The sequence below is a fragment of the Salinarimonas rosea DSM 21201 genome, assembly GCF_000429045.1.
In the GTDB taxonomy this organism is placed as follows: Bacteria; Pseudomonadota; Alphaproteobacteria; order Rhizobiales; family Beijerinckiaceae; genus Salinarimonas; species Salinarimonas rosea.
In genome coordinates, this window is the sequence record NZ_KE386843.1 from 36632 (window position 1) to 61658 (window position 25027).

The 25027-nt window shown below is 70.6% G+C and carries 22 protein-coding genes and 1 pseudogene; 18 read left to right on the forward strand and 5 right to left on the reverse strand.

The genetic code is table 11. From position 1 onward, the window contains the following. Position 1 precedes the first annotated feature (1 nt). The 6 genes from G407_RS29945 (at position 2) to G407_RS0124565 (ending at position 9793) form a co-directional block, all read left to right on the forward strand. Positions 2 to 2668, forward strand: coding sequence for a PD-(D/E)XK nuclease family protein (locus tag G407_RS29945; protein WP_043540526.1), 2667 nt, complete (start codon positions 2 to 4; stop codon positions 2666 to 2668). Next, positions 2668 to 5844, forward strand: coding sequence for a UvrD-helicase domain-containing protein (locus G407_RS0124550; protein WP_043540527.1), 3177 nt, complete (start codon positions 2668 to 2670; stop codon positions 5842 to 5844). The genes G407_RS29945 and G407_RS0124550 overlap by 1 nt, the downstream gene beginning before the upstream one ends. Before the next feature lie 44 nt (positions 5845 to 5888). Beyond that, complete coding sequence (locus G407_RS29950; RefSeq protein ID WP_043540528.1) at positions 5889 to 6134, forward strand: hypothetical protein; 246 nt, start codon at positions 5889 to 5891, stop codon at positions 6132 to 6134. Positions 6135 to 6243: 109 nt separating this feature from the next. Beyond that, positions 6244 to 7749: an AAA family ATPase gene (locus G407_RS29955; protein ID WP_156917715.1), complete on the forward strand. Its 1506-nt coding sequence runs from the start codon at positions 6244 to 6246 to the stop codon at positions 7747 to 7749. Further along, positions 7746 to 9053, forward strand: a complete 1308-nt coding sequence (locus G407_RS0124560) for an McrC family protein (RefSeq protein WP_029032930.1) — start codon at positions 7746 to 7748, stop codon at positions 9051 to 9053. Before G407_RS29955 ends, G407_RS0124560 begins: the two co-directional genes overlap by 4 nt. A gap of 221 nt (positions 9054 to 9274) precedes the next feature. Next, positions 9275 to 9793 carry a hypothetical protein gene (locus G407_RS0124565; protein WP_029032931.1) on the forward strand — a complete coding sequence of 173 codons (519 nt, stop codon included), beginning with the start codon at positions 9275 to 9277 and terminating at the stop codon, positions 9791 to 9793. A 61-nt stretch (positions 9794 to 9854) separates the two neighbouring features. Here G407_RS0124565 and G407_RS30865 read toward each other — a convergent pair whose 3' ends face one another. The 3 genes from G407_RS30865 to G407_RS31955 form a co-directional block, all read right to left on the reverse strand. Next, on the reverse strand, positions 9855 to 10946 hold the full coding sequence (locus G407_RS30865) for a COG3904 family protein (protein WP_156917716.1): 1092 nt from the start codon (positions 10944 to 10946) through the stop codon (positions 9855 to 9857). Positions 10947 to 11268: 322 nt separating this feature from the next. Continuing rightward, positions 11269 to 11631 (reverse strand): hypothetical protein, encoded by a 363-nt coding sequence (locus G407_RS0124575; RefSeq protein ID WP_156917717.1) that lies wholly within the window; start codon positions 11629 to 11631, stop codon positions 11269 to 11271. Then, positions 11628 to 12185, reverse strand: coding sequence for a hypothetical protein (locus tag G407_RS31955; RefSeq protein WP_156917718.1), 558 nt, complete (start codon positions 12183 to 12185; stop codon positions 11628 to 11630). Before G407_RS31955 ends, G407_RS0124575 begins: the two co-directional genes overlap by 4 nt. An 18-nt stretch (positions 12186 to 12203) precedes the next feature. Here G407_RS31955 and G407_RS29965 point away from each other — a divergent pair, with 18 nt between their 5' ends. The 6 genes from G407_RS29965 to G407_RS31960 all read left to right on the forward strand — a co-directional run bounded on the left by G407_RS29965 (position 12204) and on the right by G407_RS31960 (position 16691). After that, positions 12204 to 13004: a helix-turn-helix transcriptional regulator gene (locus G407_RS29965; RefSeq protein WP_052341867.1), complete on the forward strand. Its 801-nt coding sequence runs from the start codon at positions 12204 to 12206 to the stop codon at positions 13002 to 13004. After that, positions 13001 to 13729 carry an endonuclease/exonuclease/phosphatase family protein gene (locus tag G407_RS0124590; protein ID WP_029032933.1) on the forward strand — a complete coding sequence of 243 codons (729 nt, stop codon included), beginning with the start codon at positions 13001 to 13003 and terminating at the stop codon, positions 13727 to 13729. Before G407_RS29965 ends, G407_RS0124590 begins: the two co-directional genes overlap by 4 nt. Before the next feature lie 1392 nt (positions 13730 to 15121). Continuing rightward, the gene (locus G407_RS29970; RefSeq protein WP_084327795.1) at positions 15122 to 15454 is read left to right on the forward strand and encodes an ATPase inhibitor subunit zeta; all 333 of its coding nucleotides are present in this window, start codon (positions 15122 to 15124) and stop codon (positions 15452 to 15454) included. A gap of 27 nt (positions 15455 to 15481) precedes the next feature. Further along, on the forward strand, positions 15482 to 15787 hold the full coding sequence (locus tag G407_RS32220; RefSeq protein ID WP_043540529.1) for a hypothetical protein: 306 nt from the start codon (positions 15482 to 15484) through the stop codon (positions 15785 to 15787). Next, the gene (locus G407_RS31460) at positions 15784 to 16461 is read left to right on the forward strand and encodes an exopolysaccharide biosynthesis protein (RefSeq protein WP_169728835.1); all 678 of its coding nucleotides are present in this window, start codon (positions 15784 to 15786) and stop codon (positions 16459 to 16461) included. Before G407_RS32220 ends, G407_RS31460 begins: the two co-directional genes overlap by 4 nt. A gap of 71 nt (positions 16462 to 16532) precedes the next feature. Then, on the forward strand, positions 16533 to 16691 hold the full coding sequence (locus G407_RS31960) for a hypothetical protein (RefSeq protein ID WP_156917719.1): 159 nt from the start codon (positions 16533 to 16535) through the stop codon (positions 16689 to 16691). On the opposite strand, the gene G407_RS29985 is transcribed toward G407_RS31960, so the two are convergent. Beyond that, a complete protein-coding gene (locus tag G407_RS29985) occupies positions 16688 to 17080 on the reverse strand; it encodes a metal ABC transporter substrate-binding protein (protein ID WP_169728836.1) in 393 nt (130 codons plus the stop codon). The two genes, G407_RS31960 and G407_RS29985, sit on opposite strands and share 4 nt — an antisense overlap. A gap of 635 nt (positions 17081 to 17715) precedes the next feature. Here G407_RS29985 and G407_RS29990 point away from each other — a divergent pair. The 4 genes and pseudogenes from G407_RS29990 to G407_RS0124630 form a co-directional block, all read left to right on the forward strand. Beyond that, a complete protein-coding gene (locus G407_RS29990) occupies positions 17716 to 18564 on the forward strand; it encodes a calcium/sodium antiporter (protein WP_052341870.1) in 849 nt (282 codons plus the stop codon). Then, positions 18555 to 18698 carry a hypothetical protein gene (locus G407_RS31965; RefSeq protein WP_156917720.1) on the forward strand — a complete coding sequence of 48 codons (144 nt, stop codon included), beginning with the start codon at positions 18555 to 18557 and terminating at the stop codon, positions 18696 to 18698. Before G407_RS29990 ends, G407_RS31965 begins: the two co-directional genes overlap by 10 nt. An 87-nt stretch (positions 18699 to 18785) precedes the next feature. Beyond that, entirely contained in the window at positions 18786 to 19376 is a 591-nt protein-coding gene (locus tag G407_RS0124625) for a TerD family protein (RefSeq protein WP_280742989.1), read from the forward strand. Positions 19377 to 19732: 356 nt separating this feature from the next. Further along, positions 19733 to 19969 (forward strand): annotated as a pseudogene (locus G407_RS0124630) (cation transporting ATPase C-terminal domain-containing protein); the annotation flags it as partial. A 161-nt stretch (positions 19970 to 20130) separates the two neighbouring features. On the opposite strand, the gene G407_RS29995 reads toward G407_RS0124630, so the two are convergent. Beyond that, a complete protein-coding gene (locus G407_RS29995) occupies positions 20131 to 21162 on the reverse strand; it encodes a D-alanyl-D-alanine carboxypeptidase family protein (protein ID WP_052341871.1) in 1032 nt (343 codons plus the stop codon). 317 nt (positions 21163 to 21479) lie between these two features. Between G407_RS29995 and G407_RS30000 the strand changes: the two genes are divergently transcribed. Continuing rightward, positions 21480 to 22442 (forward strand): amidoligase family protein, encoded by a 963-nt coding sequence (locus tag G407_RS30000; RefSeq protein WP_084327797.1) that lies wholly within the window; start codon positions 21480 to 21482, stop codon positions 22440 to 22442. Positions 22443 to 22701: 259 nt separating this feature from the next. Next, complete coding sequence (mbhE, locus tag G407_RS0124645; RefSeq protein ID WP_029032937.1) at positions 22702 to 25026, forward strand: hydrogen gas-evolving membrane-bound hydrogenase subunit E; 2325 nt, start codon at positions 22702 to 22704, stop codon at positions 25024 to 25026. The last annotated feature ends 1 nt before the right edge of the window (position 25027 follow it).

Below are 25027 nucleotides of genomic sequence, written 5' to 3' on the forward strand. Positions count from 1 at the left end.
CATGCCAATTCCCCGCCTGGACGTCGTCCTCGGCCTCTCCCTCGACGCCGGCGGCGCGCCGGACGGCTGCGGCGGAGCGACGGGGGCGCTCGGGTCGCCGGTCGTCGGGCCGATGGGGCTCGTGGACATCCTGGAGACGTTCTGCGGCCTCTCGGCCCCGACGGCGAGCGCGGTGACCCGTATCGCCGCGTGGCAGCGGGCGCTTGAGGCGGCGGGGCCGGGGCGGTTCTGGGCGCGCTCGATCGAGGCGGACGCGTGGGCGACGGCGCGGGTGCTGCTGCGCTGGCGCGACGGGCTCGTCGAGGCCGGGTGGACGGCGGACCACGACCTCGCCCCGCCGCGCCTCGCGGATCTCGCCGCCGCCGAGCGGGCGGCGCAGGGGCTCCCCGCGGGGCTGCCGGACCGGATCGCGCGGCTCATCCCCGAGATCGACGCGCCCTGCGTCGCGCGCCTCGGCCGGGTGCGGCTGGTCGATCGTCGCGCGCACCTGCCGCCGGGGCTGCGTCGTCTCGTCGATCGGCTGGAGGCTCTGGGCGTGGTCGTCGAGGAGATGGCCTTCGCCCCGGCGGCGCCCGCCGAGACCGCCCTCGGGCGGCTCCAGCGCTGGCTGGTGGAGGGCGGCGGCGTCGCCGGCGCGCCGGATGGCAGCCTCACGCTCGCCGCCTGCGCCAGCGCGCCGCTCGCCGCCGAGCTCGTCGGGCAATGGGTCGACGGGGCGCCCGCCGGCGCGACCGCGACTCTGGTCGCGGAGGGCGGCGACAGCCGGCTGCTCGACCACGGGCTCGCCGCCGCGGGCCAGCCCCGGGCGGGGCGCAGCCTGCGCTCGCCGCGCCGCGGCACGCTGCAGGTGCTCCATCTCGGCTTCGCCGTCGCCTGGGCGCCGTTCGATCCGCACGCGCTGATGCAGCTCCTGACGTTTCCCGACGGGCCGATCGCCCGCCGCGCCGCCGGGCGTCTCGCGCGAGCGCTGGAGGAGGCGCCGGGTCGGGGCGGCGAGGCATGGCGCGAGGCGTGGAAGACGATCGAGGCCGACGCGCTCGCGGACGCCGAGGGCGACGCCGCCCACGCCGCGCGCCGTCTCGAGCGCTGGCGCGCCTGGGCCGATCCGGATTGCGCCGACCCGGTCGCCGGCATGCCGGCCGCGCAGGCGCTCGCGATCTGCGACCGCGCCGCCTCCTGGGCCGTCGCCCGCCACGCCACGACGCAAGATCCCCTCTTCCTCGCCACCGCGCGCCTCGCCGACGACGTCCGCCGCGCCCTCGTCGCGCTCGGGCGCGCGCACTATCCGCGCACGCTCGTCGCGCGCATCGTCGACGAGGCGCTGGACGTGGGCGAGGCCGATCCGGCGGCCGTCGCCGAGGCCGCGCCCTGGCGCTGCGTCGCCCATCCGGGCGCCGTTTGGGGCCCGGTCGATACGCTCGTCTGGTGGAACTTCGTCGCGCCCGGGGACGCCGCGGCGCAGAGCCCGTGGACCAAGGCCGAGCGCGAGGCGCTCGAAGCCGTCGGCGTCCGTCCCGACACGCCCGCCCGCGCCGCCGCCGCGGCAGCCGCCGCGTGGGAGCGGGCGGTGCTGTGCGCCCGCGAGCGCATCCTCCTCGTCGCGCCCGGCCTCGAGGCGCACGACGAGGACGCGCTGCACCCGCTCGCCCACCGGATCGCGCCCGCGTTGAAGGTGCTCGGCACGCGCGCCCGCCTCGAGGAGGCGCTCGCCGCCCCCGCGACGCATCTGTGCGGCCGGGACCTCGCCCGCCTCCCAGCGACGGCGAACGCGCCGCCGAGCGCCCGGTTCCTGTGGCCGACGCCGGCCGACTTCGCCGCCCGGCTCGCCGGGCGCCGGCAGTCGGCGACCGCCTTCGAGACCCTCGCCGCATGCCCGCTCGCGTGGGCGCTGCGCCACGTCGCGGGGCTCTATCCCGGCCAGGCGCGGGCGATCGGCGACGAGGAGCGGCTGATCGGCAACCTCGCCCATGCCCTCTCGGTCGAGATCTTCCGGCCCGGCCCGCCGCCGGCGCCGGACGCCGCCGCCGAGGCGACGCAAGCGCGGCTCGACGCGCTGATCGACATGCTCGCCGCGCCCTTGCGCCATCCCGCGGCGGCGATCGACCTCGCCTTCGCCCGCCGCCGCCTGCCGGAGGCGATGGCGACGCTGGCGACGCTCCTCGACGACAACGGCCTGACCGTCGTCGCCACCGAGGAGCCGTTCGATACCAAGGTCGAGGGGCTGCCCGTGCACGGCAAGATCGACCTCGTCGCGCAGGACGCGCGCGGCGGCATCGTGATCGTCGATCTCAAATGGACCCGCAGCCCGAAGCGCCGACGCGAGGAGATCGAGGACGGCCGCGCCATCCAGCTCGCGACCTACGCCGCGGTGCGGGGCGGCGTCGGCGCGCGGGCGGGATACTTCCTCCTGCGCCAGCGCCTCTTCGCGACGCCCGCCGGGGAGGGGCTGGCCGGCTACGAGGTGGCGGCCGCCCGCACGCTCCCCGAGACCTGGGCGGCCATGCGCGAGACCTACCGCCTCTGGCGCGAGGCGGCGGAAGGCGGGCGTCTCGTCGCCCGCGGGGTGGAGGGCTGCGAGGCGTACGAGCCGCAGGACCTACCGCTCGTGCGCGAGGTGGAATGCAAGTATTGCGATTATCGAGGCCTGTGCCGGGTGAGGAGCGCGTGATGAGCCACACCCCGCCCGCTTTCGGCCGCGTCGATTCGCTGATCGCCTCGGCCGGCACCGGCAAGACCTACAGCCTCGTCGAGGAGATCGCCCGCGCCATCGCGGGCGATCTCGAGCCAGACCGCCTGCTCGCCGCGACCTTCACCAAGAAGGCCGCCGGCGAGCTCTCGGCGCGCATTCGCACAAAGCTCATCGAGCAGGGCAGGGCGGACATCGCCGCCGCGATGCTCACGGCTCGGATCGGCACGGTGAACAGCGTCTGCGGCACGCTGATCGAGACCTTCGCCTTCGCGCTGGGCCGCTCCCCGCTCGCCGAAGTGATCGCCGAGGACCGGCAGGCCGTGCTCTTCGCCCGCGCCACCGGCGAGGCGATGGAGGCGCACGCGGCCGAGATCGGCGCGATCGCGGAGCTGCTCGACATTGATGACGACGATCGGGAGCAACACGGCTCCATGAAGAAGGGGTGGCGCGGCGACGTACGGCGCATCGTCGCCGCGGCTCAGCTGAACGGGCTCGGCGCCGCCGATATGGACCGGTGCGCGGAGCACTCGATTGCCGGGCTTCGACGCTGCCTGGCTGCTCCTCATCCCGGCGAGACGGCCGAGAGCCTCGATCGGGCGCTCGCGAATGCCGTTTCCGACCTTTGCGCGGCAGTCACGCCAGCGGTTTTCGACGGCCTCACGAAAGGCGGGCGGACCGACGTCGCCTCGGTCCGGACCGCACACGAGACCCTCCGCCGCGGTGATCGGCTCAAGTGGAGCGACTGGGCTCGCCTGTCCAAGATCGGCAAGACGAAGGCGGACGCCCACCTCTTCGACGACGTGAAGACCGCCGCTGCCGCGCATCCCCGCCATCCGCGCCTCAGCGCGGACCTCGCGGCCTTCGTCGCGGCTCTGTTCGCCTGCGCCGCGCGCTGCATGACGGCCTACGCCGCCCACAAGCGCGAGCGCGGCCTCGTCGACTTCGTCGACCAGGAGATGCTCGCGCTCGACATCCTGCGCGATCCCGCGAACCGCGAGCGCCTCAAGGAGCTGATCGACGCCGTCTTCGTCGACGAGTTCCAGGATTCGAGCCCGATCCAGGTGGCGATCTTCTCGGCGCTCGCACGGATCGTGCCGGTCAGCGTCTGGGTCGGCGATCCGAAGCAGTCGATCTTCGGCTTCCGCGACGCGGACCCGGAGCTGACGCTCGCCGCGGCGCAGGGGATCACGGCGGGGACGGGCGGCGCGACACGTTATCTTCGCAAGTCCTGGCGCTCGCGCACGCCGATCGTCGATCTCGTCAACGAGGCCTTCCTGCCACCCTTCCGTAGCGTCGGCATGAAGGACGAGGAGATCGCCTTCGACGGGGCGGCGCGCGAGGACGCCGACGGGGCGCCCGCCGCCTTCTCCGTCTGGAGCATGGCGGGGAAGAACGCCGGCGAGCGCACCGCCGCGCTCGCCGCCCATGTCGCCGGGCTTCTCGCCGAGCCCGAGGCATGGCCGGTCGGGATCAAGGGCACGGAGAAGACCCGCCCCGCCCGCGGCGGCGACGTCGCCGTGCTGTGCCGGAGCAACGACCAGGTCGAGAAGATCGCGCAGGCGCTCGCGGATGCGGGCCTGCGCGTCGCCGTCGACCGCGCGGGGCTTCTCGCCACGCCGCAGGCGGAGCTGATGACGGCCGCCTTGCGTGCGGTCGCCGATCCATCGGACAGGCTGGCGCTCGCCGAATTGTGCCGCTTCGCCCGCGACGACGAGGACTGGCTCGCCGCCTCCTTCGCCGAGGACGCCGGCGCGGCGTTGCGCGCCGCGCTGCCCTTCGCCGGTGAGCTCGAGGCGCTGCGGGAGCGCGCCGCCCAGCTCACACCGGCCGAGATGCTGGACGCGGTGCTGCATCTGCCGGGCCTCGTCGCCCTCGTCGGGTCGTGGGGCATGCTCGAGGAGCGCTGGCACGACCTCGAGGCTTTGCGCGCACTCGCATCCACCTACGAGGAGGAGTGCCGGGCCGAGCGCGCGCCCGCCACGCTGGTCGGCCTCTGCGCCTGGCTCGGCGCGCTCGAGAAGGCGGACCGCCCCAAGAGCCGGCACCCCGACGCCGTCCACGTGCTCACCTATCACCGCGCCAAGGGCTTGGAATGGCCGATCGTGGTGCTGACCGAGTTCGAATCCGAGGCCAAGGGCTCGCCCTTCGGCCTGCGCGCCGAGAACGCGACGGGCGCGACGCCCGACTGGCGCGACCCGCTCGCGGGCCGCGTGCTTCGCTACTGGCCCTGGCCATACGGCGACCAGAAGAAGGGCGTCGGCCTCGACGAGACCGCCGCGACGAGCCCGGAGGGCGTCGCCGCGCTCGCCTCCGAGCGGCTGGAGCGCGTGCGGCTCCTCTATGTCGGCCTCACCCGCGCCCGCGACACGCTGGTCTTCGCCCTCACCGGCAAGGACCGCGCCTGGCTCGACGAGCTGACCGACGGGGCCGGGACGCCGCTCGTCTCCTTCGCCGAGGGCATGGTGCGCGTGGGGAAGCGTTCGTTCCCATGCCGCGGCGAGCCGACCCCGCGGGCAGAGGGCTCCGCGGCGCCCGCGCCCGTCGATCACCTCCGCCCGGTGGTGGCGCGCCGCACCTATCCGCCGCTGCGGATCGCGCCGAGCGGGGTCGCGGCCGAGAGCGCGCGGATTGTCGAGACGATCGATCTAGGCCCGCGCTTCGCCCTCGCGGGCCGGCCCGACATGCAGGCGATCGGCGAGGCCTGCCACCGCTTCCTCGCCTGCGACGACCCCGCCCTCGATCCGCCGAGCCGCCGCGCCCGCGCCGCCCGCCTGATCGCCGCCTGGGGCGCCGCGCCGCTCGCGCCCGACGATCTCCTCGAGATGTCCCGCCGCCTCGCCGCCTTCCTCGCCGCGCACTATCCGGACGCGGGCCTCGCCCCGGAATGGCCGGTGCACATGCCGGACGGCGACCGGGTGCTCGCCGGGCGCATCGACCTCCTGGTCGACGCGGGCGATCGCCTCGCCATCGTCGACCACAAGAGCTTCCCCGGCGGCGTCGAAACCGGCGACGCCCGCCTCGCCGCCTTTGCGGGGCAGGCGGGGCTCTACGCGCGCGCGGTGACGCGGGCGACCGGGCGGCCGTGCGGGGAGCTGTGGCTGCACCAGCCGGTGGTGGGGCGGATCGTGCGGGTCGAGGTCGACGCGCCCGTCTGACGGGAGCGTTTTGTTTCTGCGATGGGGAATTCGGAGGGGCGGCGTTGAGGAGAGACGAGTTCAAGGCATGGCTGGAGATGAGCGGACGGGCGCCGTCCGCGACCAGGATCCGCATCAGCTACGTGAGCGCCATCGAAAGGCGGATGCAGGCGCTCGGAAGCCCGTTCGCGGACATCGATGCCGCCTACGAAACGGACAAGCTGGAACAGCTGCGCTCCGCGCTTGCCGATCTGACGAAGGAACTATCAGGAAGGCGGCACGGCCTATCGGGCCTTGATGCCGAACTCTGACGGCTCTCGACATCGGCTGAACGGCTTCCGGAACGCGCTGGAAAGCTATCGCCGTTTCCGTGACGCCCCCAACCTCGCGCCCGGTCCCGACGTCCTGGGCGACGTCGACGTGCCCACCCCGACGAATCTGATCCTCTACGGCCCTCCCGGAACCGGCAAGACCTACGCCACTGCCGCCGAGGCGGTTCGCCTGTGCGACGGAGAGGTCCCGGAGAAGCGATCGGAGCTGATGGCCCGCTACGCGAAGCTGCGGGAAGCCGGTCAAAGCCGCTTCGTCACCTTCCACCAATCCTATTCCTACGAGGACTTCGTGGAGGGCCTCCGACCGGTCTCGCCGGACACCGGTGGCGAAGTCTCGGACGGCGACGGTCCCGGCTTTCGCCTCGCCCCCGTGAAGGGCGTCTTCCGGGAGATCTGCGCCCGCGCCGAACAGGCGCGTAAGCGCGGCGGCAGCGCGCCCTTCGACATGGGCGAGCGGCGGGTCTTCAAGATGTCGCTCGGCCGAGCCGGCGTCGAGGACGAGGTCTACGAAGGTGCGCTCGCCGGCGGCTACGTCGTGCTGGGCTGGGGCGGTGAGGTGGACTGGTCGGATCCGGTCTACAAGGACTACGAGGCCGTCAAAGCGCGCTGGAACGAGATCGAACCGGGAGTGAGCGGCAACAGTGGCAACGTGGTCCAGGTTTGGAGCTTCCGTGGCCACATGCGCGAAGGCGATCTCGTCGTGGTCCCGGCCGGCAACCATGCCTTCCGCGCCATCGGCGAGATCACGGGCGACTACCGTTACGACCCGACGGGTTTCCGAACGTACAACCATCGCCGCGACGTCCGCTGGCTCCTGAAGCTCGACGAGCCTCTCGGCGTCGACGAGATTTACGCCAAGCCGTTCACGCAGCAATCCTGCTACCGGCTCTCCGACGACCATATCAAGCGCGAGGCCCTCGCCCGTCTCCTCCCCGGCGAGGCCATCGAGGACGATCTGCCGCCGGACCAGTTCGTGCTCGTCGTCGACGAGATCAACCGCGCCAACGTCTCGAAGGTGCTCGGCGAGCTCATCACCCTGCTTGAGCCCGACAAGCGCCTCGGCGGCGAGAACGAGATCCGCCTGACGCTGCCCTATTCCGGCGACGCCTTCGGCGTGCCGGACAACCTCCACATCGTCGGCACGATGAACACCGCCGATCGCTCCATCGCGCTCCTCGACACCGCGCTGAGGCGGCGTTTCGTCTTCCGCGAGCTGATGCCGCGCCCGGAGCTGCTGGCGGCCGCGAGCGCGGCGACAGGGATCGACCTCGGCGAGTTCCTCCGGCGCGTCAACGAGCGGATCGAGTACCTCGTCGACCGCGAGCGCCAGATCGGCCACGCCTACCTCATGGCCTGCCACACCCGGGCGGAGGTCGACGAGGCGATGCGCCTCAAGGTCATCCCGCTCCTGCAGGAGTACTTCTTCGAGGACTGGGGCAAGGTCGCGCTGGTGCTCGGCGATCCGACGGGCCAGCGGTTCCTGGAGCGCATCAAGCTGAAACCACCGCCGGGGCTCGACGACGACGGCGCCGAGCCGCGCGTGAGCTGGCGCGTCCGGGACAGCTTTCCCCTCGACGCCTACGGCGCCGCATGATCCGGCGCAGCGTCTCGGAGTGGGCGCACATCGCCTATGGCGAAGGGCCGGAGGAGATCCCGCGCTTCGCGGCGGACCGTATCGCCGCCACCGCCCGCATCTCGCCGCTCGCCGGCGCGAGCGGGACGGGCGTCCTGGAACATGGCCGCACGGGGCTACGCGCCCGGAACATCGTCGGAGTGATCGCTGCCGAGGGCTGCTCGCTCGAGATCCTGCCGAAGATTGACGGTCTGGACGGCGAGGGCGCGGTCCGTCGCCGGCTCGTGCGCATGCTCGCCGTCGCGCTCGATCTCGACCTCGCCGCCGGTCGGCTCACCGCGCTCGATGAGCAGCGGGAGGATCTTCTCGAGATCCTCATCCGCCTTTTCGCCGAGCGCCTGACGGAGGCGGTACGCCGCGGAATGCCCCGGGCCTACGTTCCCGAGGAGGGCGACCTGACCGCCTTGCGCGGCCGTCTCGACCTGATCCGCCAGTCTACCACGCTGCTCGCGACGCCCCAGAAGCTCGCCTGCCGCTACGACGCGCTCTCGCCGGACATCGCGCTCAACCAGGTCATGAGGGCCGCTGTCGGCGTCCTCGCCGGTCACGCGCGCCGGGAGGGGACACGGCGGCTCCTGCGCGAGCTCGCTTTCGTCTATGCGGACGTCGCGCTTGCGCCGCCCGGGCGCCTCCCCTTCGACCGGATCCATCTCGACCGCGGCAACATGCGCTGGCGCGATCTGGTGGAGCTCGCGCAGCTGCTGCTAGGGGGCCGCTACCAGACGACCTCGTTCGAACCTCGGCGCGGGTTCTCGCTCCTCTTCGACATGAACGCGCTGTTCGAGGCCTACATCGCCCGCCTGCTCGCCCGCGCGCTGCGCCCCGAGGGCTTGACGGTCGTGGCCCAGGGAGGACGCCGCTTCTGCCTGACGCACGTCGCGACCGGGACGGAGGCGTTCCAGACCCGTCCCGACCTGATCATCCGGCGGGGAGACGCCATCCTGCTCGTCGCCGACACCAAGTGGAAGCGTCTCGCGCCGCGGATCGACGACGCTAAACAGGGCGTCTCCCAGGCCGACGTCTACCAGATGATGGCCTACGGCCGCCTCTATGCCTGCCCGCGTCTCGCCCTGCTGTACCCGCACCACCCTGGTCTCGGCGCCGATGAAGGGCTCTCGAGCCGTCATCGCGTGGCCGATTGCGCGGACGAGATCGCGATCCTCACGCACGATCTGACACGCGAGGACGACGCGCTCGAGCGCTTGAGGACAGGACTGGCGTCCATGATCGGCACGCCCAGCCTCGCGGCCGCGACCGGGCTCTGAATTCGGAGCACCGATGGGTTCACTTCTGGGGGAACGGCCGACCGACAGCCGGCTCGATCGGACCGAGCCGACATCGCCGCCTCCGACCCGACGTACGCTCCGTACAGCCAAGCCCGGCTGCTTGCATCATTGCTTGGACGCCTTCATGAAGCGGCTCACAAGCCCGGCGACGACGCCGCAGCCGGCTGCAAGCACGCCGGGCGCTTCAGGAGACATCGAAGTTGAAGACGACCTATGCGCTTCTTTTCTGCGCGTTCACATCTCAGGCATTCGCGGCGCAGGAAGAGAGATTTCTGCCACACTACGGCTTCGATATTGGAATGACGATCGAAGAAGCTCTCCGGGAGCTTGACGATCTCGGCAGCGTCGACGTCGCCGAGAGGGCGGACGTAACGTTTCTGACGGCGGAAACGCCGACCTACGAGGCGGGCCGCAGTGGCTCGTGGAGGATCGATTCGAATACCCCGTTGCCGATGCAGGTAACGCTGGGTGTGATCGAGGGGCGCGTCTGCCACGTCGTCAGACACTCCTGGGCAGGAGAGCCGGCGCTTTACCTCATCGACAACAGGATCGAGCTCTTCGGACCGCCGCAGCGCGTTTCGCCCCGCTTCGAGTACGGCGTCGCGCGGGTCGAAGCCGTCTGGACCGACCCCGATACGAGGCGTGCCCTCACGGTCGACATCCGGCCCGATCCTCTCTCGGCGATGGTCGAGATCTACGAGAGCAGCAGTCCGTGCTGAAGAGCAAGGCCTGCCTCTGCGCGTCGAGCCCCCAGGCGCGGGCGTATCCGCATCGCCCCAGTCAAATGCAGTTCCGCAGGGCGACGCCGACGGTTTCCGCGAAGGACGTTCGCGGCAGGAAGCGGCTCAGGCCGTGCGAGACGCGAGGGGCGTGGTTGGACACGTCGAGGTCCACGGTCTCGCCTCGAGCGGGGACGCGCGCCATGCTGAAGTTCGGCACCGTCACTTCCAAGTTCCACTGCCCGTTACGCGCGAAAGTCCGCATCATGGTGTTGGGCACGACATGTCCGAACGCGTCCATTCCCTCCACGATGCTGAGAGGATCGAACGCATTCGGCTCCTGAAGCCGCCGGCTCGCGTTTTCGTCCTTCTCCGAGACGAGGGCCGTCAGGACACCCGGTTGCCGGCAGAAGACGGTCACCGTTCCGGTCTCGTCTCGGGTTTTCGTGAAGGCCACGACGCCGGACTTGTAGGGCTCGATCCGCCAGGACTCGAACTCCCAGGGGCTCCACGTCACCCGGAAGGCGATCAGCTCGTCCTGATCGAAGAAGCGCAGATCTCCCGGCGGCGTCATCGCCGCCGACGTGACGATCTCGGCGCCGGCGCCCATGCGCACGACATACTCGAGGACCACGCCGGTCATGATCTGCTGGCTCGACAGGTCGTAGGCATCGAATGCTTTTTCCGTCGGGTTGGCGAGGGCGGACCCGTCGTAGAACTGGTGCACGCCGATCTCGCCCGGCTGCGCGGAACGCGAGACGCCCCCGAGGAAGGCGTAGGCGCACGCGGAGGCGCAGACGCCCGGGACGATCTCGTGGGCATGGCTCGACACGCGGCTGCGCACCGAGGTGCCGACGGCGGTCGAGAAACCGTACTGCCGAATGAGCTCTCCGAGACGCAGCCCTGCGGCGAGATTGCCCCCGCCCGAGTTGAGGTAGAGAATGGGTCCTCCTGAGCCCCCGAACTCGTCCTCGACGAAGCGCTCGAAATCCTCCGGTGTTTCGGACGTGATGACGCCGTCGGCAATGACCCATTCGCAACCGACGCAGTTCCCGCCGCTGCCTTGATATTCGAAGCGCATCGACTCCGCTTGGCAGATTTCTCCCCAGAGAGCCCCGATCATGGTGAGGAGGAAAACAACCCCAAACTTCATTGTCTAAACGACCTTTACGAGCGACATCCTGCTTGCGAAGCGGTAAAGCATCGCCGCGTGCGCTGACAAGGACGGAAGCCGCTGACCATCGCTCCGGCAAGCATCAGCCCGACGGGATGACCGAGGCGCACCGCCGCGATCTCGACGTGATCGTCGCCGCTGACGGCCGCCTCGTGCCGCGGCGCTGCGCATCAAAAGTCGGGCTGCCTCGCATGGAGCGTCGGCAAAGGCGGCCCGCTCGTCGCCTACCGCTATAGCGGCGATCCGGCACTCTCGCCGGAGAAGCTCGTCATCGTCGCGCCGCAGAGCTGACCGGCGCGCCTCAGCCGCGTCGCGCGGCGTCGCGCGCGTCAAAAATCTCGTGGATGGTCGTCGACCGTCCCGTCGCATCCTCGATCGGCGCCCCGTTCTCGAACTCGGCACCGAGCGCGTAGGCGTCGCAGATCGGACAGATGAGGTGGGCACGGTCGCGCGCGACGAGCGCCGCCCGCTCGCCGGCCGTCGGGATCGGAGCCTTGAGCAGCGCCTTGGGAAGGGTCGGCGAATGCAGCGTCACCGGCATGGCCGCGACCTCGGCGAGCACCGCGCCACTTATCCTGTGCAGCGCGCCGTCGCACCCGTCGAGAGGGCAGGAATCCCCAAGCTTCATGACAATCTCCTTCGCCAGGCCGGCGTCGACCCTCAAGCGCTGTCGGTCGCGATCACGCTCGGCTGGGCGGCGTTCTCGGAGGCGCCGCTCGAGAGCCCGACGAGCCCCAGCGGACCCAGGATGTCGTACACGCGCTGCGCCGCCGCCAGCATGACCGTCGCGAGCGTACCGTCGGCGATGCTCATCCAGGGCGCGGCGTTCGAGTGCCAGTTGGGCTCGACCGGTAGAAGAGCATCGTTCGAATCTGCTCGCCGGAGCCAGGGCCACGCTTGATTGTTCTGGCCCGCTCCGAAAGCGGCGTTCATGGCCTCTCGGACTTTGGCGTAATCCGCGTCGTCCGGCCCTAACCCCCGCACGCCGAAATCAGCTGCAGCTCGACGCTCGTCGTTGAAGCGCAAACGAAAGCCCACGCGATCCGCAGCCCCGAAGCGGATTTCAAAGCCGGACCATGCGATCTTGCCGGTGTCTTCGGGAAGCAACGACCAGCCTCGCTCGGCGGCTGCGGCCAGCAACTGTGCCTTGAAGTTCTCGATCAACGCAGAACGCAGACGATCGCCGGAGGCGATTAGCGGAATGGCAGCGGACAGCATCTCGGGCGAGCGCGCGACTTGGCGGCCTTCGCCGGCCCGAGCGTCGAGGAGCTGACGGAGCTTCGGCGGGCGATCGCGCGCCTGGAGCGCGACGGGGCCGGGCGAGAGGCGACCGTTCTCGGGCGCCTCCTCCTCAAGCTGGAGGCCATCACCCCGCGCGCGGCGCTGCGGCGGATGGAGCCCGACGTCGAGGCGCTCGCGGCCGCGGCGGGCTTCGGCCTGCGCCCCGGCCCACGCGAGGCGATCGGGCCGGGCATCTTCGAGGCGCTGCAGCGAGCCGTCCTCGAGATGCGGACCGTGCGCCTGCGCTATCGGCGCCGCGACACGGGCGCGGTCTCAAGGCCGATCCTGCATCCCCACGGCTTCCTGTGGGGACCGCGCCGCTATCTCGTCGCCACCAACCCGCATCCGAAGGTGAACGAGGCGCGCACCTACGTCCTGGCCAACATCGAGGCGGTCGAGCTCCTCGACGAAGCCTTCGCGCCCGACCTCGCCTTCGATCTCGCCGCCTTCGTCGATCGCTCCTTCGGCGTCTTCTGGGACGGGCGCGCCTTCGACGTGGCCTGGCGCTTCGCGCCCTCGGCCGCGGCCGACGCGCGCGCCTTCCTGTTCCACGCCACGCAGACGTTCGAGGACGAGCCGGACGGCTCGCTTCTCGTGCGCTTTCGCGCCTCGGGGCTCGACGAGATGGGTTGGCACCTGTTCACCTGGGGCGACGCCGTGCGCGTGGTCGAGCCGCCTGAGCTCGCCGCGCGCTACCGCGCGCTCATCGAGCGCGCGCGCCGCGCTTCTGCGGACGGCGAGGAGGCGGGGACGTGAGGATCGGCACCTGGAACCTGAGCTACGCCATGGGCGCGGCGAAGAACGCGCTGCGCCGACGCATTCTTGAGGAGGCGGATTGCGACGTGTGGGTCCTGACGGAGACGCACGATGCGGTCGATCTCGGGCCGACCCACGAGCCGGTGCACGCCGCCCCCCGCCCGGATCGCCGCGCCGGCGAGCGCTGGGTCACGATCTGGACACGCTTTCCCGTCCGCGCGCGACCGGCGACGGCCGATCCCGAGCGCACCGCGGCGGCCGTCCTCGCCGCGCCGTCGGGCGACCTTCTGGTGTTCGGGACCGTCCTGCCCTGGCACTCCGACCGGGGCCGCGCTCCGCCGGGCGTCCCCGTTCGGAACTGGAGCGAGCACCATCGCGTGATCCCCGAGCAGGGCCGGGAATGGCAGGCGCTGCGGAACGCTTGGCCGGACGCCGCGCTCGTGGTCGCGGGCGACCTCAACACGGATCTCGGCGGCGCGCACTACTACGGGACCCGTCAGGGGCGCGCAGCCCTGGAGAAGGCCATGTGCGGCTGCGGGCTCGCCTGCGCGACGCGCACGCCGCTCGTGCCGCCAGGGCGGCTGGCCCATCCGCCGATCGATCACGTGCTCGTGCCGGAGGGCTGGGCCGAGCGCACGCAGGTGTGCGCCGCCTGGGAGGGGCGGCGGGACGGGGCGGTGCTGAGCGACCACAGCGGGATCGCGGTCTCCGTATCGGGTCCGTGAACGCCGCGCCTGTGCCGGAGCGAACGCTTCTCCGTGGCCGCGAAGAGATGCATCCTTATGCCTGCGGTGGGCGCAGGTACCTTGCTCCCGGGCAAGACCAGGCGAGGCAGGCAGGCCGCGGACAGGAGCTGGTAGCGCTCAGGCCGCCCGGTATGATTTGTTAACCTTATCCGAACGACAGGTCATCCGTCCCTATTGCCGAAGCTCGGCAATCACCATGTTCTCCGAGCGGGCGCCGCGGTTTTCGGCGATCCGAGAGGCCGCTCGGATCGGACCGAGCTGGTCTGGCCGATCGCGAACCACTCGGCAACCTTGATCGGTCAATCTCTGCTGTTTCCGAGCCGCCCGTCTTGCTTCAATCGTCGAGCCGGTGTATCCGTGTTATGTTTCACGGTGGCGAGTGTCGCCAACCGTGATCCGTTGATCCGCAAGGGTTTGCGGGCGATCGGAGTAGCGAGTCCCTCCGTCGCATCGGTCTTCTCCTCTTCTGAATTCTCAGGCGCAGCGCTCGTCTCGTGCCGGTCTCGAGGGGACAGCTGCGCCATCCCAACAGGCGCCCTGCCGCTGCGTTCCGTTCGAAGGGACCACGCCGGAGATGGCAGCGGGCAGGCTCCATCGACCGGCGGCGCCGTAGGCGCTGTCACGGCCACCGCCTCGGGCAAGGGGAACACTCCCGACCGTAGGTCCGCGCGGGCGCGGGCACCGGGAGTTCCGGGAGGCGTGGAACTCGCGGACGCGCATTCCGCTTGCTCCGCGTAGCGCCACTCGTTTCATGGAGTTCGCATTCGCAGCGGGGCTCGTCGCTTGGCGACCGCGCTCGCGGACGCGGCCCTGCCGAAGGACGCCTGGATCATCGTCATCGGCGCCCGGCGCGTGCTGCGCGCCGGCGAAGCCATGCGCGGCCTCGTTTCACAACCCGCCGGTGATCGACAGCGTCGAGGCGGCGCTTACGAGCCACACGGCGCTAAATCACCCGAACCTGCACCGAACGCTCCGACCCGTTCCGCGGCCCCACCGCGCGTTCCGTTTGGCCCAGACGTCTCCACGATCTGAACCGGCACACTAAGCATCATCGCGCCTGTGGCGGTCTGTCGCGCCGCGCGCATCCGCGTGCGCGGCGCAAGGCGTGTCACCACAGCTTGACGGATCGCCCCGCAATGACCACCTCCGTCTTACCCGTGGTCCGGGCCCCTCTGGCGAGCGCTGCCGGCGCGCTCGCGATGTCGGACCAATATCGACATCGCTTGCCGGCTTCGAGGACCACGTGATGTCACCCTTCCTCAATGGTGCTTCGACGCGTGGGCCGCCTCGCCCGTCGCAACGCTCTCGCATGTCCGCGCCTTCCACCCGTCTCGTCGCCTGTAGCCGGGTGCCCCGTTGGAGCATCGCCAGATGCCCGTCGATTTACCATCGATGATCCCGCCTGCTTCGTCCGCGACGTCCTGGTGCACGGACGACGGCACGCGCGACAACGTAGTCGCCCGCAGCAACGTGCTCGTCACCCTTTGGGCGGGTCGGCTGATGGGCCTGTCCGGCTCCGACCTGACCGCCTACTCGGCGAAGGTCCACATGAGCGATCTCGAGGTGCCGGGCGACGAGGACGTCGTGCGCAAGATCGTCGAGGACCTCCGGCTTTCCGGCATGCCCGAAAGATCCGGTGAGGTTCGAGAGCGGCTCAATCGCGCCCACCGCGAGGCGCTGCAGCAAACCCACGTCACCGATTGACCGCCGTCTCCGATCGAGGAACTCGCCATGGACTCCATCTTCGCCGCTCTAATCTCGTTTTTCCTCGTCGATCCGATTCAGGCCGAACTCGCCGAACGACTCTCCGCTGCGCAGGCGCCGCAGGAGATCGTGAGCGTAATCGCGGGCTGCACGCAGGGCGCGATCCCATCAGTCGTGGACCGAGTGGCCGGCGACCCGGTCCGGGCGCTGTCGCAGGTCTACGAGGTCTGGATCGGGGCGAGCGATCCCGTGCGCCTGCTCGCCGAGGTCGCCCCGGACTGTTCGGCAGCCCTCGAGGCCGCTCGCCCGTTCCTGGCGGAGCCCGAAGCGTGACGAGCACGCTGGATCCGGCGCTCGGCGTTCCTCACCGCGGCGCTGGGCGACTCCGCAGGATCCGCGTCGGACGCGGTCCGGTCACGACACGCGTGTTCGATGCGGCACGCCTGCTCCGCGGCCCCCATACGACTATCGGCACCCTGTTCGATCGCCTCGGCGAGGACGGCCTCGGTCTCGCGCTGCTGCTCCTGACCCTTGCGACCCTAATTCCGGTTCCGGGGCCATTCGGGATGACCTTCGGGTGCCTGATCGCCTTCGTCGCGCTCCAGATCATGGTGGGGGCGCGGACCCTTTGTGTGCCGTCGTTTTTGCGCCGGCGCGGGGTGCCCGGCCGCGCGTTGCGTAGCGTGATTGGGCGCACCCTGCCGGGGCTATCCCGCGCCGAGCTCCTGCTCGAAGAGGGCCGGTTGGCGCCCCTCGCCGGGCGGCGGGCACGGGTCGCCCTCGCGATCCCGGTCCTCCTGCTCGCGGTGGCGATCATACTGCCGATCCCGTTCGGGAATATCGCGCCAGCGCTGGCCCTCGTCGCGTTGAGCCTCGGCATTATGGCGCGCGACGGCCTGATGATCCTCGCCGGCCTCGTCGTCAGCCTCTTCGCCCTCGGATGGACGGGAATCCTCGTCGTTGCCGGAGCGGCCTTGATCGAGGGCGCAGTTGCCAACTTCTGGTAAGTCTCTGAGGGCGCTCGTAACTATTAGATCGGCAAGCTGGAGGGCGGCCGCCCTCTCAAGCGCCGGGTCGCATGCGCTTCTCCAGCGAGGACTTGCTCGACATCCAGCTCCTCGTCGCCCCTGAGGCACGCCGCCGGCGTCTCGCGCTCGACGGGGACATCGAGGCGATGCAATCGATCGCGGCGAATGCGGACGCGCTGCGCCAGGTTCTGCTCAACCTGCTCGGCTAGCAGCGGCAGGCCCTCGCCGTCACAAGGGTCGCCTCCTGCTCGGGCACGACGGCGACGAGAGCGTCGCGCACGGCGATCACCACGCGCGACCAGAGGTTCGGGTTCATCCAGACGTGGGGGTCGTAGCGGCCTGTGGTCGACGAGCAGGTTCTCCGGCAGCGCCTCCGCCACGGCGACGATCGGCTGGCGCCCGGCGAGGTCGAGTAGGAACTCCTCCATCTGCGCCTCGAGATAGAGCCGTTCCACAGGACGAGGTCGGCGCCGGCGAGCGCGGCGGTGTCGGTGCGGGTCTGGCGATAGGCGTGCGGGTCGACGCCGGGCCCCATCAGGGCGCGGACCTTGACCGCCTCGCCGCCCACCGCGAATGGCTGAGGAGGCGGGGATGACAAGGCAACCTCCCGTGGGCGCGCTTCCACGCGTTGCTCCAGCGGCATGCCCTCCCGAGAGCCAAGTCGTCATTCGATACGATGCGCCCTGAGCGAACCTCGGATGCGAAGAACCGGACGCGGGAAATCCGCACGTCCGGGTCTGTGAGGGGCGGGGTCGGAAACGGCTTCGCCTGCTCGGCCACACGGGGCGCTAGAAGGAATTTTCGGGAGGTTCTTGCGCGGAAGCGTGGTCGTCTCCATCTGCAGCGCACCTTGGGTCCGGGCCCCTCTGGCGAGCGCTGCCGGCGCACTCGCGATGTCGGACCGTATCGACATCGCACAACCGGCTAGGAGAGGCGCATCGCAACCCGTCGCACGGTCCCGCTCGGCAGGCCGGCCGCCCGGCTCGCCTGTCTAGGTATGGGCGCCCATCGATCGGTCCCGTTCCGCGACGAACCCGCGACCTCGACATCGCGATCCGCTCAGCCGCGGTCCCGCGAGGTTGGGATCGACGGGGCCCGACCCCGGGACGGACGGCATAGGCCGCGCATGGCGCCCGCGTCCGCAACCATCCCGTGCCCGGCGGCGAACATCGGCCGGAGTGCGCCTGGCGCTCGCACCCCCGACTTCCCCGCTCTCCTCCCACGGAGTCCTCCATGAACGAGCTCGGCGACTACCAGCTCACGGTCCTCTCCTTCGGCGCCATCGCCTTCGGTCTCTACCTGCTCATCAAGGGAGGCGACTGGACCATCGACGCGGCCGCCTTCATCGCGGAGCGCGCGGGCCTCTCGAAGCTCTTCATCGGCGCGACCATCGTCGCCTTCGGCACCTCGGCGCCCGAGCTGTTCACCTCCGTCAACGCCAACCTCACCGGCTTCCCGGGCATCTCGCTCGGCAACGTCGTCGGCTCGAACATCGCCAACATCCTGCTCATCCTCGGCGCGACCGCGATCGTGTTCACCATCAGGGGCAAGCCGTCCGAGCTGATGCGCGACGTGCTGATCATGGTGGGCGCGACGATCATTCTGGTCGCGCTGATGATCTACGGCGTCGTGCCCCGCTGGGCCGGCTTCGGCATGTTCGCCATCCTCGCGGCCTTCGTCGCCTACCAGTACTGGACCGACGCGGGAGCGGGGGAGGCGGACGAGCACGACGAGGACGCCGACGCGAAGGGCATAGACACGATGGGCAAGGGCCTCGGCTTCTTCGTCGCCGGCCTGACCGCCCTCGTCGCGGGCTCAGAGATGCTGGTGCAGGGCGCAGTCGCCGCCGGCAACGCCATCGGCGTGCCGGAGGCCGTGATCGGTCTTACCGTCGTCGCCGTCGGGACGTCGCTGCCCGAGCTCTCGACCTGCATCGCCGCGGCGCTGAAGCGTCAGACCAACATGATCATCGGCAACATCGTCGGCTCGAACGCCTTCAACATCCTGTCGATCGTCGGCATCACGGCGATGCTCAAGCCGCTCGCCGTCGACCCGGCCTCGCCGATCTCGACATGTGGGTGATGGCCGGCGTGACGGTCGCCTTCGCGGCCTGGATGCTGACCGTTTCCCGGATCGGGCGCACAGCCGGCATCCTGATGATCGCGGCCTATGTGGGCTTCGTCGCCTTCGCCTACCAGGACCTGATTCTCGCCTGACGAGCGCGGTCCTGCGGCGTCGAACGGCGCGCCTCGGCGCTCCTCTCCCCCGGACGAAGGCGCCGCGAGCGGCGGCCTTCGAGCAGAATGGACGACAACATGGGTGTTTCACTAGCCAAGGGCGGGAACGTCTCCCTGACCAAGGAGGCTCCCGGCCTCGCCAAGGTGATCGTCGGTCTCGGTTGGGACGCGCGCGCGACCGACGGCGCCGACTTCGACCTCGACACCAGCGTGTTCCTGGTCAAGGAGGACGGCAAGGTCCGCAACAGCGGCGACTTCGTGTTCTACAACAACAAGGTGGGCGGCGACGGCTCGGTCGAGCACGCGGGCGACAACCGCACCGGTGCGGGCGAGGGTGACGATGAGCAGGTCCGGATCGACCTCTCGCAGGTGCCCGCCGAGGTCGCCAAGCTGGTGTTCGCCGTGACGATCCACGAAGGCGAGAGCCGCAAGCAGAACTTCGGTCAGGTCTCGAACGCGTTCATCCGCGTCGTGAACGCGACCGGCGGCGCCGAGATCGCCCGGTACGACCTCTCCGAGGACGCCTCCGTCGAGACCGCGATGATCTTCGGCGAGGTCTACCGGCACGGTGCCGACTGGAAGTTCAAGGCGGTCGGCCAGGGCTTTGCCGGCGGGCTCGGGCCGCTCGCGGCGCATCACGGCGTCGCCATAGCCTGACGCGGGTTCGACCTTGAGTCGGTTCGTGCGCGACGGGTCCGTGGTCACCCGGCCGGTGCTCGGCATCGCGCTGATCGCCGAGATGGCGGTCCGGGATGAGGCCAAGCGCATCCCTGCTGATCTCAGAGTACGGACGCGAGCCGCCGTTCCCCGGCGGCTCGCCCGACACCGCCCGCCCGGAGATCGTCACGCGGGCGAGGCAGGGCGCGCGCCGTTCTCGAGGCGCAGGTGTTCTCGCGAGCGCCGAGCGAAACCAAGTCGTGCCGGGATCGACAACGAGGGCGCGACCGCTTGTCGCACCGCAGCCTCCGACCAGAACCTAAACGTAGTCTGCCACAGCGACATGCCGGACCGCGCCGAGGCGCTGGCGCGGCGTGCTCGGAACCCGCGCGGTCCTCGTCGCCATCGCCGCCGTGGCGTTGCTCCAGCTCGTGTTCACCTACGCGCCCTTCATGAATGCCGTGTTCGCGACGCGCCCGCTGGGGATCGTGGAGGGCCTCGCCGTCCTCGCGGCGGGCATCCTGCTCTTCGCGGCGCTCGAGTTCGAGAAGGCGCTCGGGCGCCGGCTGCGGCGGGGGGCGAAGCCGACCTAGTGAGGCACTGTCGCCGGCTTCACGGGTCCGGAATGCCGGCCCGGCTCTCGCCGTGCAGTCGCCGAGCGTCTCGAGCCGCGCGCGTCCATGTCCCGGGGTCATCGGCCGGGAGCGAGAGGCTGCGCGCGGGGTCTTCAGGGTCGAGCAGCCAACGCCGGCGCTCACGGCGCCGGCTCCGGCGCTACGGGCCGCCCGTCCGCCGCATAGGCGCGCGCCGCGGAGGGCGGCGCCGCGCCGCCGCTGCGCAGCGAGCGCGCCGCGGGCCGCCCTCCGGCGCCCGCTGCGGCTGCGACCTTCGCGAACGGTGCCTCGGCGACGCCGAGCCCCTCCGGACGCTGCGGCGGACGCACGAACGCGATCTCCGACGCGGCCTCCGGCAGGTACCGCCCGACGAGATCGGCGACGACGCCGTCGCGATGCGCGCCGGTCCGCCCGCCCATCACCACGGCGACGACGTGGCGGCCGTCGGCCTTGGCGTTCGTCATCAGGTTGAAGCCGGAGGCGCGAATGAAGCCCGTCTTTACGCCGTCGACGCCCTCGACGCGCCCGAGCAGGCGATTGTGGTTACGGTATCGCTCGCCCTCGAAGGAGAACGAGCGCGTCGAGAAATAGCGGTATTGCTCGGGGAAGCGCTCCTGCAAGGCGAGCGCGAGCCGCGCCATGTCGCGCGCAGTCGTGACCTGGCGCGGGTCGGGCAGGCCGGAGGCGTTGGCGAAGGTGGTGTTGCGCATGCCGAGCGCCCGCGCGCGCGCCGTCATCCGCCGCGCGAAGGCCTCCTTCGAGCCGCCGAGATTCTCCGAGACCACGGCGGCGACGTCGTTGGCGGACTTGGTGACGAGGGCGAGGATCGCGTCCTCGACGGCGATGGTCTCGCCGGGCTCGAGCCCGATCTTCGAGGGCGGCTCGGCGGCGGCCTCGGCGGAAACGCGAAGCGGCGTGTCGAGCCGCAGGCGACCGGACTCGAGCTCCTCGAACACGAGGTAGAGCGTCATGACCTTGGTGAGGGACGCCGGATAGCGCGGCGCGTCGGCGTCCTCCGCGTGCAGCGTGCCGCCGGTGACGCCGTCGACGACGATCGCCGCGAAGGGCGGCGTATCTCCCGCGTGCGCGGCCAAGGGAGCAGATAGCGGCGCGAGCAGGATGGGCAACGCGAGCGCGAGCCCGCGCGCGGTCGAGGCGGTGGATGCGAGCATGTGGACTTACCCCCAAGATACTGTGTTCGCGAAGGCGGCCGTGCCGGCCAACCATGGCGAGCGCGAGGCGCCCGTGTTGTCGTGGGCGCCTGTGCGGCCCCGTGCCGCGCCGATGGCGGCCTGCGCTGCAGCCATTGGTACTTGGCCCCGAAAGCGCGGAGGTTTCGGCGGCTTTTGCCGCTTATGCGCGCCCTCTCGTACCGCCGCTCGCCTGCGCCTCAGGCGGCCGCCCCATCGGTCTCGGCGCACGGGCGGGATACGGCGTAGCGCCGCGTCGGCTTGCGGAAGTGAAGTGTTCCCACCATGTTCTGAGCCTGATGCATACGACCGTTGCGCGCTCCGCCGACCTCTCCAGCGAGGATCTTTCGCTCTCCGCCCCGGAGCTCGCCAAGCCACGGCGGGTCGGGGTGGAGATCGAGTTCATGGGCGCGAGTGCGCGGGCGGCTGCCATTGCACTCGCCCACGATCTCGGTGGATCCGTGGAGGTCGAGGATCCGCACGCCTTCCGGGTCTGCGGCACCCGCTTCGGCCCGATCGCCGTCGAGATGGACCTGCGCCACGTCCACCCGCATCGCCACCCCGCCCTGGCGAACAGGCTCACGCCGCGAGCGGCGGCGTGGCTGGGCTTGCTTGCATCACCCCTCGCTCCGCGGGAGCTCATCACCGCGCCCATTCCGATCTCCCGGCTGCCCGAGCTCGATCAGGTCGTCGCGAGCCTCCGTTCCGCCGGGGCGCGCGGCCGCGGAGCCGTGCTCTTCGACTCGCTCGGGTTGCACTTCAACGTCGATCCGCCGCGGATGGACGCGGCGACGCTGACGGCCTTTCTCAAGGCCTATCTGCTCCTGAGCGCCGAGCTGCGCCGGGAGACCGCCGGCGGGAGCCTGCGCCGCGCCTTCGCGCTTCCCCCCGAGTTCCCGAGAGCCTATGCCCGTCGGGTGCTGGCGCCGGGCTATTGGCCTGACATGCCGCGGCTGATGTCCGACTATCTCTCGGCCAATCCCACCCGCAGGCGGGCGCTGGACCTCCTGCCGATCTTCGCTCACTTGGACGAGGAGCGGGTTCGCGCAGCCGTCCCCGACGAGAAGATCGGCCCGCGTCCCGTTCTTCACTACCGGCTGTCGCAAGCTCACCTGAGCGATCCGGAGTGGACCGTGCGCGCGGATTGGGAGCGCTGGATGGCCATCGAGCGCCTCGCCGCGGATGCGGATGAACTCTGCCGGCGAACGCGCGCTCTCGATTCGATGCGCACAAAGGCGTTTCCGAGAGACCTCTCGGACTGAATACGAGGTCCGGCTGTTCCGCATCCGAGCCGCCACGATCTCGGTCATTGGCTAAAGTCCGCGACGCTGACGACCGCTTCCCGTCTCGCCGAGCATCGCCCTGTGCGTCCGAGAATCCGAACGTCGGCTCCGAACGCGTGTTCGGAAATCCGGACGTTCCTTGTGCAAGCCGGTCTCTAAAGCGAAGAAAATCAAAAGCTTACCGAGTTGGCACGCCCCCTGCAGACGCGATCCGTGACCTCACGGAGGAGCTCTGCTCGTGGACCTCTCGACCGTCCTTCTCGCCAGCCTCGCCGGCTCGATCGCCGCGCCTTTCATCGTGGCGCGGACCGGAGCCGTCGGCGGCGTGATCGCCGCGGCGCTGCCGGCCGCCCTCTTCGCATACTTCTTCGCGCAGATCGGCGCGGTCGGCGCGGCGCCGATCATCGACGTCGTCCCGTGGGTGCCCTCGCTCGGCATCGACCTGACCTTCCGCCTCGACGGCTTCTCGCTTCTCTTCGCGCTCCTGATCACCGGCATCGGCACGCTGGTCACGCTCTACGCCTCCTCGTACATGAGCGAGAAGCCGCCCTTCGCGCGGGCGCAGTTCCTGTTCTACATCCTGATGTTCATGACGGCGATGCTGGCCACCGTCGCCGCGGACAACCTCGTCTCCCTGTTCGTCTTCTGGGAGATGACGAGCCTCTTGTCGTTCCTCCTCGTGGGCTTCCAGAGCGAGGACGCGAAGGCGCGCAAGGCCGCGCTGCAGTCGCTGCTGGTGACCGCTAGCGGCGGGCTCGCGCTTCTCGGCGGCATCATCCTCATCGGGATCGAGGCCGGGACGTTCTCGCTCGCCGCCATCACCGCGAACCCGGCGCCGGTGCTCGAGAGCCCGCTCCTGCCGGCGATCGTCGCCTGCGTGCTGATCGGCGCCTTCACCAAGTCGGCGCAGTTCCCCTTCCACTTCTGGCTGCCCAACGCCATGAAGGCGCCAACGCCGGCCTCGGCCTACCTGCACTCGGCCACCATGGTGAAGCTCGGCGTGTACCTGCTCGCCCGGCTCGACCCGGTCTTCGCCGGCGCGCCGTGGGTCGGCGCGACGCTCGTCGCCTTCGGCGGGCTGACCATGCTCATCGCCGCCGTGCAGGCGCTGCGCGCCATCGAGCTCAAGGCCGTGCTCGCCTACTCGACGGTCGCCTCCCTCGGCACGCTCGTCATGCTGATCGGGCTCGACGGGCCGGTCTCCTCGGTGGCGGTGGTCGGCTTCATCCTCGCGCACGCGCTCTACAAGGCGACGCTGTTCTTCTGCGCGGGCATCGTCATCCACGCGACCCACGAGACCAGGCTGCGTGCGCTCGGCGGCCTCGCGAAGCTCCTGCCGCTGACCGCGGCGGCGACGCTCCTCGCCTCGTTCTCGATGGCGGGCCTGCCGCCCTTCATCGGCTTCATCTCGAAGGAATACCTGTTCGAGGCCAAGCTCGAATCCTCGCTCGACACGATTGCGGTGCTCATCGGCGTCCTCGTCAACGCCGTGATGGTGGCGGTGGCGGGCGTGCTGGCGCTCAGGCCCTTCTTCGGGCGGGCGAAGAAGCCGTTCGAGGTCGAGCACGGCGAGCGGCCGGGAATGACGCTCGGCCCGCTTCTCCTCGCCGTGGTCGGCGTGACCTTCGGCCTCGTTCCCTCGCTCGTCTCCTACGCCCTGATCACGCCCGCCGCGATCGCGATCTACGGCGCGCCTTTCGAGGTGTCGTTCAAGCTCTGGCACGGCTTCACGCCGATGCTGGCGCTGTCGGGCCTCGTCGTCGCGCTCGGCGCCACGCTCGCCTGGTTCTGGGACCCGATCCATCTGGCGCTGCGCCGTCGCCGCGCTTTCGACGAGGTCTTCCTCGACCGCGGCTACGACCTCGTCCTCGGCCGCACGCTAGCCCTGGCGCGATCGTCGACGAAGGTGCTCCAGAACGGGGACCTGCGCGTCTACGCCGCCGTGGTCTCGGCCTCGGTCACGGGCCTCCTCGCTTACGGGCTCCTCGTCGGCGAGGGGCCGCTCCTGCCGGCGGTCGCGGGCGAGCCGGTGCGGCCCTACCTCCTCGTCGTCTGCGCGCTGATCGTCGCGGGCTGCGTGGTCGCCGCCGCCGTGCCCTCGCTCGTCACCGCGATCGTGGCGGTGGGCCTCTCGGGCTACGGCCTCGCCCTCGTCTTCCTGCTCAACGGCGGGCCGGACCTGGCGCTGACGCAGTTCTCCGTCGAGACGCTGTTCGTCGTCATCGTGATGGCGGTGCTGCTCAAGCTGCCGATCGTCGCGAAGTCCTCGCGCACCCCGCGCGAGCGGCTGTTCGATGCCACGGTCTCCGGCCTGTTCGCGGCGGGCGTCCTCGTCGCGACGCTGTGGATCGCGGCCAAGCCCTTCAACCCGGAGCTGACCGAGTACTTCGCCGTCACCTCGGTGCCGGAGGGCTTCGGCCGCAACGTCGTCAACGTCATCCTGGTCGATTTCCGCGCGCTCGATACGTTCGGCGAGATCGCGGTCGTCGCCTTCGCGGCGCTCGGCGCCTGGGCGCTGCTGCGCACGGGCTCGTCGACGAAGCGGACCGGCAAGGAGGTCTGAT